At 42.1% G+C, this 15,190-nt stretch carries 11 protein-coding genes; 10 read left to right on the plus strand and 1 reads right to left on the minus strand.

The window, feature by feature from the left end:
* Positions 1-932 precede the first annotated feature (932 nt).
* From V7K27_RS27030 to V7K27_RS27040, 3 genes are all read left to right on the plus strand, one after another.
* Positions 933-2,357, plus strand: a complete 1,425-nt coding sequence (locus tag V7K27_RS27030) for an HlyD family efflux transporter periplasmic adaptor subunit (protein ID WP_334951387.1) — start codon at positions 933-935, stop codon at positions 2,355-2,357.
* Between the two features lie 109 nt (positions 2,358-2,466).
* Positions 2,467-3,621, plus strand: a complete 1,155-nt coding sequence (gene devC / locus V7K27_RS27035) for an ABC transporter permease DevC (protein WP_334951389.1) — start codon at positions 2,467-2,469, stop codon at positions 3,619-3,621.
* A 115-nt stretch (positions 3,622-3,736) separates the two neighbouring features.
* Positions 3,737-4,444 carry a DevA family ABC transporter ATP-binding protein gene (locus V7K27_RS27040; RefSeq protein ID WP_334951390.1) on the plus strand — a complete coding sequence of 236 codons (708 nt, stop codon included), beginning with the start codon at positions 3,737-3,739 and terminating at the stop codon, positions 4,442-4,444.
* Positions 4,445-4,573: 129 nt separating this feature from the next.
* Here the strand turns inward: V7K27_RS27040 and V7K27_RS27045 are convergent, their stop codons facing one another.
* Positions 4,574-5,392 (minus strand): hypothetical protein, encoded by an 819-nt coding sequence (locus V7K27_RS27045; protein WP_334951391.1) that lies wholly within the window; start codon positions 5,390-5,392, stop codon positions 4,574-4,576.
* A gap of 109 nt (positions 5,393-5,501) precedes the next feature.
* Here V7K27_RS27045 and V7K27_RS27050 point away from each other — a divergent pair, with 109 nt between their 5' ends.
* The 7 genes from V7K27_RS27050 to recG all read left to right on the plus strand — a co-directional run bounded on the left by V7K27_RS27050 (position 5,502) and on the right by recG (position 15,103).
* Complete coding sequence (locus tag V7K27_RS27050) at positions 5,502-6,299, plus strand: HAD family hydrolase (RefSeq protein WP_334951393.1); 798 nt, start codon at positions 5,502-5,504, stop codon at positions 6,297-6,299.
* A 50-nt stretch (positions 6,300-6,349) separates the two neighbouring features.
* Complete coding sequence (locus tag V7K27_RS27055) at positions 6,350-7,111, plus strand: Uma2 family endonuclease (protein ID WP_334951394.1); 762 nt, start codon at positions 6,350-6,352, stop codon at positions 7,109-7,111.
* A gap of 601 nt (positions 7,112-7,712) precedes the next feature.
* Entirely contained in the window at positions 7,713-8,507 is a 795-nt protein-coding gene (gene rpsB / locus V7K27_RS27060; RefSeq protein ID WP_300415762.1) for a 30S ribosomal protein S2, read from the plus strand.
* Positions 8,508-8,965: 458 nt separating this feature from the next.
* On the plus strand, positions 8,966-9,910 hold the full coding sequence (gene tsf / locus V7K27_RS27065; protein ID WP_334951395.1) for a translation elongation factor Ts: 945 nt from the start codon (positions 8,966-8,968) through the stop codon (positions 9,908-9,910).
* A 583-nt stretch (positions 9,911-10,493) separates the two neighbouring features.
* The gene (locus V7K27_RS27070; protein WP_334951396.1) at positions 10,494-11,570 is read left to right on the plus strand and encodes an RNA-guided endonuclease InsQ/TnpB family protein; all 1,077 of its coding nucleotides are present in this window, start codon (positions 10,494-10,496) and stop codon (positions 11,568-11,570) included.
* Between the two features lie 107 nt (positions 11,571-11,677).
* Positions 11,678-12,511, plus strand: a complete 834-nt coding sequence (locus tag V7K27_RS27075; RefSeq protein ID WP_334951398.1) for a hypothetical protein — start codon at positions 11,678-11,680, stop codon at positions 12,509-12,511.
* A gap of 105 nt (positions 12,512-12,616) precedes the next feature.
* Positions 12,617-15,103 (plus strand): ATP-dependent DNA helicase RecG, encoded by a 2,487-nt coding sequence (recG, locus tag V7K27_RS27080; RefSeq protein WP_334951400.1) that lies wholly within the window; start codon positions 12,617-12,619, stop codon positions 15,101-15,103.
* The last annotated feature ends 87 nt before the right edge of the window (positions 15,104-15,190 follow it).

A 15,190-nucleotide genomic window follows, 5' to 3' on the forward strand; every position in this document is an offset into this window, starting at 1 on the left:
GGAGTCCCAAAACAGCAGCAGGGAGAATAGTCAGGTCTTTGAAGCGAATATCACAAAATGGTTTGTTGTCTTGGTAGGTGTAAGCAACTAGAGACAGCTAACTCATTGACCAGAAAGTTAAGGAAACTCTAATGTTAGAAATGCTCAAGTTGACCCTTCGGCTTCCCTCAGGGTCAACAGATATTTTTTAGTTAGTTAATTGTTGATTGACTTAAGGAAGACTCACTTTTGTAGCAAGATTGTATCCAGGAAAGGCAACAGTCTATTTTTGATGTTTCTTTTCAATTTTGTGACTAACTATAGCTGTAGTGAATGTAGCAGTAAAGTCAATACGGTTCGGATAAGGTTTTTTGATGACACGCCCTACATCGCAAAGACGCGATAAATCGCCGTCTTTACAATAATCAGTCCGTTGTAGAGACGGCGATTTATCGCGTCTCTTGCCTTAACCGAACCCTATTGGCAGTATAGTACCGCATCATACCAATTTAGGATTTTGTGTAGAGATGTGATATATCGCATCTCTACATCTAGATTCATACTGCTTGTGAATTCTGCTAACTTCCATTGCACTCGTGTCTCAATAATACTCAGAGTTATTGAATAGCCAGCTACTATAGCGCTTCTGGGTTTCAATACAGACCTAACAAGAACAGCCCCAACCGTTTTAGCGTTGGGGAGTAAGCCTCAAAGTCTCTCTCCTTTTAGGAGAGAGATTTAGAGAGAGGTCAGTGTATTGCATACAAATGAGAAACACTATAGAAAACACCATTTTGCAAAGCCATAGTGTTGAGCGTTCATCACACAATGAATTTTAAGCCATACCCAGCTTTAAACCACTGTTGTTTGTCCTAAGCGGCTGGCTGTTGATTATTAAAAACCCTTTTATTTTTACTTCCATCAGCACAATTCAGGTAAACGGGTAACATACTATGTCAAGGGTGACTGAAAAGCCAAAGCCAAGTGAGCAGCCACTTAATCATGAACAACCGAAGATTTGGTGGGGTATCGCTGTCGCTGTGCCAGTGGTAATCGCGGCTGGGATACTAGGTACAGCTAAAATCGAACAGCTGAGGAAACTAACTACATCCGTACCCATAATGCCATCTACCAATAGCATTAGTGCTGTGGGGCGTTTGGAACCGCGAGGCGAAGTTGTTAAATTGTCCGCCCCATCATCAGGATTAGCACCATCGTCACGAATTCAGCAACTTTTGGTGAGAGAAGGTGAACAGGTAAAGCAAGGTCAAATTCTAGCAATTTTGGACAACCGCGATACCCAAATAGCCGGACTAGAAGAGGCAAAAGCCAAAGTGCAAGAATCCCGTGCGAATTTAGCGCAAGTCAGAGCCGGATCTCCAAGAGATATTCAAGCCCAAAGAGCAGTTATTGCTCGCCTACAAGCGCAGTTACTTGGGGAAAGGGATGCTCAACAAGCAACGATCGCCCGGATTGCAGCCCAGTTAAGTGGTGGTAAACTCGTCCAACAAGCAACCGTGAATCGCCTAGAAGCTGAACTTAGTGGGCAAAAAGAAGTTCTGAGAGCAACGCTGACACGTATTAAAGCCGAACAGCGCAATGCCCAAGTAGATGCCGGACGCTATGATTATTTATACAAAGAAGGTGCGATTTCTGAGCAAGAGCGGGACAGAAGACGCTTGAGTGCAGTAAGTTCTAATCAGCAGGTTGCTGAAAGCCAAGCTACGCTGAAGCAGACATTGGCAACTCTACGACAGCAACTTGCTGAGGCTAGAGCTAACCAAATCCAAAATTTAGCAACTTTGCAACAGCAGCTAATCGAAGCCAAAGTTAACCGCGATAAAACTTTAGCAACTTTGCAAAGACAAATCGATGAAGAAAAGGCCAAACTGAGCAAAATTTTAGATGTTAGTCCTACCGATGTGCAAGTAGCGCAAGCTCAAGTTAGTAATGCGATCGCAAATGTCAGAAAAGCCGAAGCAGAACTGAGATTGAGCTACGTTCAAGCACCAATCGCCGGAGAGATTCTAAAAGTTTACACCAAATCAGGCGAAGCGATCGGTGCAAATGGCATTGCTGAAATTGGCCAAACCAGCCAAATGTTTGTGATTGCTGAAGTCGCCGAAGACAGCATTGGTAAAGTGCGTATTGGTCAAAATGCTACTATCACCAGCGATAATGGAGCATTTAGCGGCGAATTAAAGGGAACTGTCACTGAAATCGGCAGAAAAATTGGTAAAAAAGATGTGCTGAATACAGATCCAGCAGCAGATGTAGATGCCAGAGTTGTAGAAGTGAAAATTGCTCTACCTCCAGCAGATAGCCAGAAAGTTTCTGGTTTAACTTACGCTAAAGTTGTTGTCGATATCAATAACTAATTCAGTTATAGATGAGCAGTATTACAAATTTGTGATTTGCTATTTTGGATTGTAAATGTTCTTAATTACGAATTACGAATTATCTTAACTGTGCTTGGATACCTAAAAAATGAATCAAAAAATACCTCTGTCGTGGCTACAACTGACAAGGGAAAAAACTCGCCTAGCTGTCGCTTTAGCAGGAATTGCTTTCGCTGATATTTTAATGTTTATGCAACTCGGTTTCCGGGATGCTCTGTATTATAGTAACGTTCGATTTCATAACAGCTTGCAAGGCGATATTGTTTTAATTAACAGTCAATCTAGCGCTGTACTGGCGATGAGAAGCTTTTCTCAACGGCGATTATATAAAGCTTTAGAGTTACCCGCAGTTCAATCAGTACATCCGATATATTTGGACTTTACAATTTGGAAAAATCCTGTAACAGGCCGTCCTCGTAGTATCCTTGTCTTTGGAATGAACCCAGAAACTAACCTAGTTAACTTACCTGGAGTTCAAGAGAATTTAGATAAACTTAAACTACCTGATGTAGTTCTATTTGACCGTTCTTCTAGGGTGGAGTATGGGCCAATTGCTGCTAATTATGAGCAAGGAAAGATTGTAACAGCAGAAGTACGAAGGCGGCGAATTAAAGTAGGGGGACTATTTACATTAGGTGCATCATTTGGCGCAGATGGGAATTTAATTACGAGTGATATTAACTTTATGCGGATATTTCCCAATCGTCAGCAAGGATTAATTGATATTGGGCTGATTAGATTAAAACCGGGAGCAGATGCTAAAGTTGTCGCCCAAGAATTACGAAAGTATTTACCTAACGAAGTAAATGTTTTAACTAAGCAAGAATTTATTGATTTTGAGCGGAATTATTGGGCAAATAGTACAGCTATTGGGTTTATTTTCACATTAGGGACTGTCATGGGTTTCATTGTGGGGACTGTGATTGTTTATCAAATCCTTTATACAGAAGTTGCAGATCACTTAGCTGAATACGCTACTCTCAAGGCAATAGGCTATACACAAAACTATTTATTGACAGTTATCCTTCAAGAGGCTTTACTATTAGCAGTTTTAGGCTATTTTCCTGGAATTATATTTGCTTTTTTTATGTATGATAGTGCCAGGAAAGCAACACTTTTACCAGTTTTTATGAGTTTTGATCGTGCGGCAATGGTGTTATTTCTGACTATAATGATGTGTATTATTTCTGGTGCGATCGCAGTCAGAAAATTACGTTCTGCCGATCCAGCAGATATCTTTTAATTAATTCACTATTAATTAAAAGATATTGTTGATAACCAGAGTTTACAATTAAGAAACATTAATTTTTGGCAGGCACTACGTAGCGTGAAACTACTAACATATAACTAACAAAATTATGATGAAAGAACCTGTAATTGCCATTAAAAATCTCAATCACTACTATGGCAAAGGCGCACTGAGAAAACAGATATTATTTGACATCAACCTAGAAATTTATCCTGGTGAAATTGTAATTATGACCGGGCCATCAGGTTCAGGTAAAACAACATTACTGAGCTTAATTGGTGGTTTGCGGTCTGTACAAGAAGGAAGTTTAAAATTTTTAGGTGAAGAACTCGTTGGCGTCAGTCAAAGCAAACTAGTCCAGATGCGACGCAACATTGGTTATATTTTTCAAGCTCACAATTTGCTAGGGTTCTTGACAGCGAAGCAAAATGTGCAAATGGCGGTAGAATTGAATAATAATATTTCTCAAACAGAAGCAGTGGCTAAATCAAAAGCCATGCTGGGGTCAGTTGGTCTAGAAGAACGAGTAGATTACTACCCAGACAATCTTTCTGGTGGACAAAAACAAAGAATTGCGATCGCTCGCGCCCTAGTGAATCGTCCCCCACTGGTGCTAGCAGACGAACCAACAGCAGCATTAGACAAACAATCAGGACGCGATGTTGTGGAAATAATGCAGAGTCTAGCCAAAAATCAGGGAACTACTATCTTATTAGTGACACACGACAACCGCATTTTAGACATAGCCGATCGCATCGTAGAAATGGAAGATGGTCTTTTAACCCGTAATTCCCCAAATACAGCGATTCAGTCATGATTCCCAAGTGAGAAATCACAACTTATAACTAAGCTGTGACACAAATAAACATAGTCTATTTACTCTTGACAAATGACAAATGACTAATGACTTCTGAATTCTGAATTCTGACTCCTGAATTCTGCTGTATTATCTAGTCGAGCCTGATTTTTTCATTCCAGTTGGCTTTGGCGGAGGTGGGGTATTTGGTTGGCGACTAGTACGAAAAGTCACATTCACCCCTTCATTCGATTGCTCTAGCACCAGTAGAGGCGTAGGTTTAGCCTTTTGATCCCAATGCATGGTAGCAATCCGACCTTGAATTATTGGTTGCCAACTATCTTCGTTTTCTACCGGGCTTAGGTAAGTTTCTATACAGTCAATAATTTGACTAATAGTCGCAGAAGTTGCTTGTGTCGGTAACTTCGTTAACCGGACTTGAATGCGAAACAGCACTCGCTTGGCAGAGTTCCCGGCACTACCAGTCTCATACTCCACATCAAAAATTTCATCTACTTGCCGTCCAGCGCTATTAGCAATTCCGACTGATCCTTGTTGGGCTTGATTTGGGCGCAGGGCTTGAGTAATTTTATCTTTGATCTGAATCTTCACTTGATTAAGGATTGCAAAATGAAACACCTCCTCTGCCATCCGCATTCGCAGATAATCTAGGTTAAAGTCCCGTGAGTTGACCAAATCGGGATTAGTTTCCATTTTGCGAATTGTTTCCAGCGCCAGCTTAAATTTTTTCTCTAATTCTCGCGCACGGAATTGTTCAAACTTAAGTTTTTTCTCCAGCTTATTCATCTGGAGCTTACTATACACAATCAAAGCAATCACAGCTAAAGCCAGTCCTCCAGAGCTTACTACCAATAGTGGTACTATTTGAGGATTACTCGCTGGCACTTCCTGGGATGGCTTTTTAGTCTTTGTCCCGGAGGGTAGGGCAAGAAAGATCGAAGTGGGCATGGTTGGAAAACTGAAAAACTTGACTCCTGATGTTTAGGATGCCCAAATCTTCAAGGCCATCTTGCTGTATGATTAATATTCTTTATTTACAGTCTTTTAAAAACCGCCTATGTCCAGACACCAGAGCTTTCCTGCCCTGTCTGAGATTTCATCTACCAGCCTGAGCAATATCCGTCTGATAGCCACAGATATGGATGGCACCCTAACTACACGAGGAAAATTTACTCCCGCAGTGCTGCAAGCTTTAGAGGATTTAGCGGCAGCTGACATTAAGGTGCTGATTGTCACAGGACGTTCTGCTGGGTGGGTGAGTGGATTGAGTGCGATTATGCCAGTGGCCGGTGCTACAGCAGAAAATGGCGGTTTGTACTTTCCACCTGGGAACCAGAAACCAGTAGTCTTAACACCCATTCCCGATTTAGCTCAACATCGTCAGCACTTGGCTACGACTTTTGAGAATTTACAAACTAAATTTCCCCAAATCCAAGAATCTGCTGATAATCGTTTTCGCATCACCGACTGGACTTTTGATGTAGCTGGTTTGCGGGAAGACGAACTACAAACCCTAGACAATCTCTGTCAACAAATGGGCTGGGGATTTACCTATAGCAACGTCCAGTGTCACATTAAACCTCAAGGGCAAGATAAAGCTGTGGGATTGTTGCAGGTATTGCGCGAATATTTGCCCCAGTATTCACCAGAACAAATTGTCACTGTTGGCGATAGCCCCAATGATGAAAGTTTATTTGATCGGCGTTATTTTCCTATTTCTGTAGGCGTGGTAAATGTGCTGGAATATATGAATCAGTTGAAATATCAGCCCGCTTATATTACCACTGCTGCCGAAGGGGAAGGATTTTGTGAGTTATCCAGTTATATTTTAAAAAGCTTGCACATTTCAAGTTAGGGAGAGGTACAGTTGTTCTACAATAATCTCGTAGCACTGATTTTACAACCATGACGGCTACTTTACCTGTTAGTGTCGAATCAGAAATTTTCTACCCCAGTGCTGATGGTCAACCAGTGGCAGAAACCTACGATCACCTTTATGCCTTGCTAACTACCTTGGAAGTCCTGAAACAGTATGTGGCAAATCGTCAGGCAACAGTATTGGGAAATCAATTTCTTTACTATGCACAAGGCTTTCCCAAGTTGCGGGTAGCCCCAGATGTGATGGTGATTTTTGATGTTGCACCCGGCGGTCGGGACAACTATAAAATCTGGGAAGAGGGTCAAGTACCCACAGTTATTTTTGAAATGACATCCTTTGGGACTAAGGGACAAGACGAAATCTTCAAAAAGACCCTCTATGAGCAGCTAGGTGTCAAGGAATATTGGCTATTTGACCCTAAAGGCGAGTGGGTGCAACAACGGTTACGTGGCTATCGCCTGCGGGGAGAAATCTACGAACCTATACAAGATGGACGTAGTGAACCGTTACAACTGCGTTTGGTAGTTGAGGGAAGGCTAATTGGGTTTTATCGAGAGGATACGGGGGAAAAATTACTTATCCCCAATGAACTGGCAGAGGCTTTAGGGCAGGAAGTTTTAGCAAGACAGCAGGCAGAAGAACTGGTAGAACAGGAACGCCAACGAGCTGAACAGGAACACCAACGAGCTGAACAGGAACGCCAACGAGCTGAACAGGCAGAATTGCAGATAGAACAGTTAAAGGCAAGATTGCGATCGCTCAATGTAGACCCCGATAATATTCAGTAACAGTTAATAACTTTATGGACAAATATCCTTAAGCCACTTTTCCCGGTGTTACCCGGAATGGGTAAACTGCAATACCCTCTATCCCTAAGCTAAAAGCCGCTGGGACTACGTTTTATTCAACATTTATCCATTGTTAATTACCTCACATCAACTAATATTGCTTGCTCTTGTACCTATGCTTGACTCCTTATGCCTAAAGCAAGGAAGCTTGTAGTGGCTGGCTTTTCACCCCTTAGTTAATGGTCTATGGCTATTGGATATTTAGACATATTTTACCATTTTTGAGCATTAATTTGTTGAATATTTATAACACTAGGTATGAAAAAAAGGGGTAAAGGGGAAAGCTTTTTATACTGAGTATTTTTTACTATAAATGAGCGTGGCGATCGCTGTTGATGGCATTTAATAAAAGCATAGCGCTGCCCACTCAACAATTGGGCAGCGCTATTTTATCGCCCTCACTCGGTCAGCCAACAACAACTCTTCCGAATGTGTTAACCTAGTATGGTTAACTAATCTCGCACATCTAAGAATTCGGGTGTTTCCCAGTTGGGAAATGCACTTGGATGGAGGTTTAACCCGAATCGGAGTTAAAAAATATATGCCAGTCGTTTCATTGGCTCAAATGATGGAGTCAGGGGTTCACTTTGGGCATCAGACCCGGCGTTGGAACCCAAAAATGTCTCCTTACATTTACACTTCCCGCAATGGTGTGCATATTATCGACTTGGTGCAAACTGCCCAGTTGATGGATAATGCCTACAACTATATGCGATCGCATGCAGAACAAGGGAAGAAATTTCTTTTCGTCGGCACCAAGCGGCAAGCAGCTGGAATTATTGCCCAAGAAGCCACCCGTTGCGGTTCCCACTACATTAACCAACGCTGGTTGGGCGGAATGTTGACCAACTGGGCAACCATCAAAACACGGGTAGATCGTCTGAAAGATTTAGAACGCCGTGAGGAAACTGGCGCACTAGATTTATTACCGAAGAAAGAAGCCTCAATGCTGCGTCGGGAAATGACGAAGCTTCAGAAATACTTGGGCGGCATTAAGACAATGCGGAAAGTCCCCGATATCGTGGTAATTGTAGACCAACGCCGGGAATATAACGCAGTTCAAGAATGCCAAAAGCTGAATATTCCGATTGTGTCTATGCTGGATACAAACTGTGACCCAGATGTAGTAGATATCCCCATCCCAGCAAACGACGATGCTATCAGGTCAATTAAGCTGATAGTCGGAAAATTGGCGGATGCCATTTACGAAGGTCGTCACGGTCAGCTGGATGCTGAAGAGTATGACGAAGATTACGAAGGCGGTGAGTATGACGAAGACTACGAAGAAAGCGAATATACTGACGCCGTAATTCCCGACGAGGAAGTTGAGGAATAAGTAAAGCAGGGGTGAAGCAAATGTCCGAGGGAGGGCGGTTGTTTGCAGAATAAGCAGCAATCCGCCCTAACCTGCGGCAACTCGTAGGCTAAGGTAGAGGCGAAAAAACTCATACCTCATAACATAACTTCATTATTTTTTCTCCCCCAGCCCTGAGTAAGATAGAAATACTCAACACCCGTGAGGCAATTTTGGATTTTGGATTTTGCGAAAAGTTGCGTGCGGGGGTTCCCCCCGTTGAGCAAACTTTTCAAGACAGATTTTAGATTTTAGATTGAAAAGAGCAATTAAGTCAGGGGCAAGTCAAGTAATTTGGGATTTGAGATTTATTCTCGCGTTTAAATTCGCTTGCTCTCAGACTTTTTTAATTTTGAATCTTCAATTCCATTTTCCAAAATTTAAAATCTAAAATTCGGTGAGCGATTACAACTCGAGGTCAAGTTAGGAATTGAGGCAACATGGCGGAAATATCTGCAAAACTCGTCCAAGAGCTACGCCAAAAAACTGGTGCGGGCATGATGGACTGCAAAAATGCTCTGAAAGAGACTGACGGCAACATAGAAGAAGCCGTAGACTGGCTACGGAAAAAGGGCATCTCTACGGCGGGGAAAAAAAGCGATCGCATTGCGGCAGAAGGTTTAGTGGACACCTACATTCAGCCTGCTGGTCGGGTGGGTGTACTCATAGAAGTCAACTGCCAAACCGACTTTGTTGCTCGTAACGAGGCTTTTAAAGCCTTAGTTAAGAACCTAGCAAAGCAAGCAGCGACAGCTGATAGTGTTGAGTCTTTGTTGGCTCAACCCTATGTTGATCATGAAAGTGTAACTGTAGAAGAATTCATCAAGCAAACCATTGCCACCCTTGGTGAAAATATCCAAGTGCGTCGCTTTGTCAATTTTGCAATAACAGAGGGCACACAAGGTATAGTAGACAGCTACATTCACACTGGCGGTCGAGTTGGTGTATTGGTAGAACTGGGTTCCCAAACTGAGGGGGCGGCTGCTAATCAAGAGTTCCAAAGCTTGGCACGGAACACTGCAATGCAAGTTGCAGCTTGCCCAAACGTCGAGTATGTTAGTGTAGACCAAATCCCTAGCGAAATTGCCCAAAAGGAAAAAGACATTGAAATGGGCAAGGATGATTTGGCGAACAAGCCAGATAACATCAAAGAAAAGATTGTTCAGGGACGAATTGAAAAACGCTTGAAAGAATTGGCTTTGCTCGATCAGCCTTACATTCGCGATCAAAGTATTTCTGTGGAAGACTTGGTGAAGCAAGTGAAGGCGCAATTAGGCGAAGACATTCAAATTAGTCGCTTTGTCCGCTATGTACTGGGCGAAGGCATTGAAAAGCAAGAAATTAGCTTTGCTGATGAAGTCGCTGCACAAATGGGCAGTAAGTAATATTTAGTCATTGGTCATTTGTCATTTGTCATTAGTCTTTACCAAGGACAAAGGACTAACGACTAATGACTCTTTACCAAACAGGTCAAGCAAATAGCCTGACCTGTATTTTATTACTAAAGACGCGAAATATCGCATTTAATTTAAAATATAAAATCCTCTGGAAAGTTATACTAAAATAAATTCGTACATTTGTACTATGTAAGAGAAAGGGACTAGTTGACAATTAAATAGACAATCCTGCAAACTTATAGACAAACCTGTAGGTGTTTTATAACCCGTACAAGAACCATCGGTGAGAGGTTAAGATTATAGAGCTTTTGTCAATAAGCAATAGTACTTAAAATTTTGGGGAAAATGGGGCTAATCAACAGAATTTTTGGGCTAGCGATCGCGTCATATTTAAAAGGATCATTCGTTCTTGCATCCAAATTCAGTAGAAAGCTTTATTTAATACTCACTTTTTTAGCAAATTTTCCGCAGAGTTACTAATTGACAAAAATGATTTCGTCTTAACCTCTCACGAATGTACAAGAACTGACAGACAAAGACTTGGAAGAAATGCAGTGTTGAAGTCGAAATAATGCTTTTATCCATCAAAACAAAGTTAAAACTAACTAAAAACCAACAAATAATTATGAGTAAACACGCTGGTATAGCAAGGTTTACCTATAATTGGGGTTTAGCTATTTGGCAAGAGTTTTATAACGATGGATTAAAGCCTGACAAATATATCCTTAAGAAGTTTTTCAATAATTATGTAAAACCGGAATTAACTTGGATAAAAGAAAAAGGTATTTGCCAAAAGATTACTCAATATGCTTTTGATAACTTAGGAGATGCCTTTTCTCGCTTTTTTAGAGGTCTTGGTAAATACCCAAACTTCAAAAAGAAAGGTAAACATGATAGTTTTACTGTAGATAATAGCGGTAAACCTATTCCTGTTGGTGGGAAATCTATCAAATTACCTACTATTGGTTGGGTTAAAACTTATGAAGGTTTGCCACACACCTCTTGTAAATCAATCACTATTTCTAGAACAGCTAACAGTTGGTTTATAGCCTTTGCTTATGAACAAGAACATGAGCTAACCGTTAAACCTCATGAAGTTGTAGGTGTTGATTTAGGTGTTAAAGAACTAGCTACTTTATCTACGGGTGTAGTTTTCCCTAACCCTAAACACTATAAAGCAAACATTGAAAAACTTAGAAGATTATCCAGAAAGTTTTCAATAAAAGTTAACGGGTCTAACAACAAACACAAAACCAAACTAAGACTAGCAAAACATCATGCTAGAGTAGCTAACCTTAGAAAAGATACTCTTCATAAAATAACTACTTATCTTTGCAAAAACCACGCAAAAGTAGTTATTGAAGACCTTGCAGTAAGTAATATGGTTAAAAACCATAAGTTAGCTCAAGTAATAACAGATTGTGGTTTTGGTGAATTTAGAAGACAACTAGAATATAAAGCTAAAAAGTTTGGTTGTGAAATAATAATTGCTGATCGTTTTTATCCTTCGTCTAAAACTTGTTTTAATTGTGGTCATGTCCAGGATATGCCACTAAAAGAAAGGGTTTACAACTGTCAAAGTTGTAATTTTGTGATGGATCGGGATCTAAACGCTTCAATTAATTTATCAAGGTTGGCTAAACCTTGAAAGCTTATTGAGGGATAACCGCTCCCATGCTCCCCTTGAAATAAGAAATAAAGTCTAGCTTTGTCTAGGTTTTATATAGCAGTTCACATGGGCAAGAACGAAAAGATATGGCAAGAGCAATCGAGCGAATTGAACGGGATATTGCAGCACTCAAAGAAGCGATTCGGGCGATCGCAGTAGAACTACAAACGGCTTATGCTAGTTATCTAAACACCTTGGGGCTAGCTGTACGAAAACAGTTGATTTTGGCGAGTTACCACCTTTGTACACAAGGGTATCCCGAAAACTTCCTACATTTATCATTGAATCAGCGCCAACAATTGCAACAAGCAATCCGCAAGTTGGGCCAATTGGCATCTGAGGAGTTGCTCACTTATATTAAAAGTGAGGGAATAGGGGGGGATGAGGGGGATGAGGGGGATGAGGGGGATGAGGGAGTAACTCCTGTGATTTTGGACACATCTACTTCTGAGCCTATTATCGCCGACACTTCTAATCCTATAGAACTGGCAAAATGGCAACAGAACTTAGAAGAGGTCACGCAAGAGATACTGAAAAAACTTTCGCATGATGCTAATCTTTTATTACAGAAAGCTGGAATATTGCCCAAAAAATTGCCAGAACCGATTTTAGCAGCTGCGGCTGCGGCTGCATCCGAAGCATCTGGCGAGGTAATGCCAGGACCACCCAACTTATTAAACTTAGTAATTGAAATTGAAAATGAGCAGCAGTCAGAAGATTCTGGACTGACGCAAATTATGGCTATTAACCTGCGGCTAGGGGAAATTGAATTTGCTGATGTAACACTCTCGTCTGAGCGCAGACAAATCCGCAGTATTTTACTTCAGCTAAACAAGCTAGGACGAGAGTATCAAAAGAAACATCGTGAAAGAGCGATCGCTGAAGCTGAAGCTGCATGGCGTGCTAGTTGGTTTGAATAAAGTTATGAGTTATGAGTTATGAGTTATGAGTAATTTATTCCTAATTCCTAACTCCTCACTCCTAACTCCTCACTCCTAACTCTTCACTCCTAACCTTACTGACCAATGACTAATGAAAAACCAGACTGGATACGATTGCACAAAGCCTTGGCAATAGAAGCCGAACGTGGCTTTACAGACTTGGTGGGCAGAGAGTACCGCTTCAGTGAATTTCTGAGCCTAACTTTGGGTAAATTCCCAACAGGCTTACCCCAAACTGAACGCCGCCGTTGGCAAGGACTAGCGGTGCAATTTGCTAGTTATCCACATCTAGCACTGGAACAAAGACAACACTTAGTAGCAGAGACTCGTAGGTATCTCTCACAACTACAGCAAGATGAGCAGGGGGAGCAGGAGAGCAGGGCAGCAGAGGAGCAAGAGAGAATTTATCAATCCAAAATCCAAAATCCAAAATCCAAAATCATCTCTGAGGTGAGTCGGAGGCTTGCCCCGAAAATTGATCAAAAACTCAGTGATTTACCAGAAATAGGCTTTAAAAAAGCTGATAATTTGGCACGGCTTAGTTTACACACCGTCCGCGACTTGCTTTTCTACTATCCCCGTGACCACATTGATTATGCACGTCAGGTAAATATCCGCGAGTTACAGGCGGGTGAGACAGTGACAATAGTCGCTACAGTGAAGCGTTGCAACTGCTTTACTAGTCCCAAAAATCAGAAATTATCAATTTTAGAATTGATTGTAAAAGATAACAGTGGTCAAATCAAAATTGGTCGTTTTTACGCAGGTACGCGCTTTAGCAGTCGCGCTTGGCAAGAAAGTTTAAAACGCCGTTATCCAGTAGGTAGTATTCTGGCGGCGTGTGGGTTGGTGAAAGAAAGTAAATACGGCTTGACACTGGATAATCCCGAACTAGAGGTTTTGGCAAATCCAGGAGATTCGATTGAGTCGCTGAATATTGGGCGGGTGGTGCCAATTTATGGACTGACTGAGGGTGTGGTGGCGAATACGGTGCGACAGGCGGTAATTGTGGCTTTGCCTGCTGCGGCTCAGATGAAAGACCCCTTGCCAAGTGGTTTGCGAGAGAAGTATGGTTTGATGGAATTGAAAGATGCGATCGCTAACATCCATTTTCCCAGTGATAGCGCCGCTCTGCAAGTTGCCCGTCGTCGCCTAGTCTTTGATGAATTTTTCTACCTGCAACTTGGGTTATTGCAACGTCAGCAGCAAGCAAGGGCAATTCAAACCAGCGCCATTCTTGTGCCACGCGGTCAACTTGTAGAGAAATTTCACGAAATACTGCCTTTTCAACTCACTGGCGCACAGCAACGAGTTCTCAATGACATTCTCAACGATTTACAAAAACCTGTACCAATGAATCGTTTGGTGCAAGGTGATGTCGGTTCCGGTAAAACAGTTGTCGCCGTGTTAGCTATCCTCGCAGCAATTCAATCTGGCTACCAAGCGGCGCTGATGGCTCCCACAGAAGTTTTGGCAGAACAACATTATCGCAAATTAGTTAGTTGGTTTAACCTCTTGCATTTACCAGTGGAATTACTGACAGGTTCCACCAAAACTGCTAAACGAAGACAAATACATTCTCAGTTAGCAACTGGTGAATTACCTCTGTTAGTGGGAACTCATGCCTTGATTCAAGACCCCGTAAACTTTCAGCAACTAGGGTTAGTGGTGATAGATGAGCAGCATCGCTTTGGTGTAGAGCAACGGGCGCGTTTGCAGCAAAAAGGTGAGCAACCCCATGTGTTAACTATGACAGCTACCCCGATTCCCCGAACGTTGGCACTGACCATACACGGGGATTTGGATGTCAGCCAAATAGATGAGTTACCACCAGGACGGCAAAAGATTCAGACAACAGTGCTATCGGGTCAGCAACGCAACCATGCTTACGACCTGATCCGCCGAGAAATTGCCCAAAGTAGACAAGTTTATGTGGTTTTGCCGTTGGTAGAAGAATCAGAAAAACTGGATCTGCGATCGGCTGTGGACGAGCATCAAAAGCTACAAGAAAGCGTTTTTCCCGACTTTCAAGTGGGGCTGCTACACGGTCGCATGAGTTCAGCCGAGAAGGATGAGGCGATTACCAAATTCCGTGATAACCAAACGCAAATTTTGGTTTCTACTACCGTTATTGAAGTTGGTGTAGACGTACCTAATGCTACAGTAATGCTCATTGAAAATGCTGAGCGATTTGGTTTATCGCAACTGCACCAACTGCGGGGGCGTGTTGGTCGGGGCGTGGCTCAGTCTTACTGTCTGTTGATGAGCAGTTCCAGAAGTCCTGATGCTCAACAACGGCTGAAGGTGTTGGAACAATCTCAGGATGGTTTTTTCATCTCCGAGATGGATATGCGTTTTCGTGGGCCAGGGCAAGTTTTGGGAACTCGTCAATCTGGAGTGCCAGATTTTACCTTGGCGAGTTTGGTTGAGGATGAGGAAGTTTTACTTTTAGCGCGGCAAGCAGCCGAGAAAATTATAGAGATGGATGCCACTTTAGAGCGCTGGTATTTGATGAAAGAAGAGTTGAAGTATCGGTACGAGCGATTGATGGGTGGGGCAATTTTGACATAACATATTTGAGTTAGTTTAAGAGAGAAACTGACTATGCATTCCTAGCTTTTAAAAGTAATTTATTCCTTGGAAGTCCCCTGGAGGTTC

Origin of the sequence: Nostoc sp., assembly GCF_036919575.1 — a bacterium.
In the GTDB taxonomy this organism is placed as follows: domain Bacteria; phylum Cyanobacteriota; class Cyanobacteriia; order Cyanobacteriales; family Nostocaceae; genus Nostoc.

Coding starts and splice junctions, on each gene's coding strand:
- V7K27_RS27030 (WP_334951387.1), top strand. CDS start 933: ATGTCAAGGGTGACTGAAAAGCCAAAGCCAAGTGAGCAGCCACTTAAT.
- devC (WP_334951389.1), top strand. CDS start 2,467: ATGAATCAAAAAATACCTCTGTCGTGGCTACAACTGACAAGGGAAAAA.
- V7K27_RS27040 (WP_334951390.1), top strand. CDS start 3,737: ATGATGAAAGAACCTGTAATTGCCATTAAAAATCTCAATCACTACTAT.
- V7K27_RS27045 (WP_334951391.1), bottom strand. CDS start 5,392: ATGCCCACTTCGATCTTTCTTGCCCTACCCTCCGGGACAAAGACTAAA.
- V7K27_RS27050 (WP_334951393.1), top strand. CDS start 5,502: ATGTCCAGACACCAGAGCTTTCCTGCCCTGTCTGAGATTTCATCTACC.
- V7K27_RS27055 (WP_334951394.1), top strand. CDS start 6,350: ATGACGGCTACTTTACCTGTTAGTGTCGAATCAGAAATTTTCTACCCC.
- rpsB (WP_300415762.1), top strand. CDS start 7,713: ATGCCAGTCGTTTCATTGGCTCAAATGATGGAGTCAGGGGTTCACTTT.
- tsf (WP_334951395.1), top strand. CDS start 8,966: ATGGCGGAAATATCTGCAAAACTCGTCCAAGAGCTACGCCAAAAAACT.
- V7K27_RS27070 (WP_334951396.1), top strand. CDS start 10,494: ATGCTTTTATCCATCAAAACAAAGTTAAAACTAACTAAAAACCAACAA.
- V7K27_RS27075 (WP_334951398.1), top strand. CDS start 11,678: ATGGCAAGAGCAATCGAGCGAATTGAACGGGATATTGCAGCACTCAAA.
- recG (WP_334951400.1), top strand. CDS start 12,617: ATGACTAATGAAAAACCAGACTGGATACGATTGCACAAAGCCTTGGCA.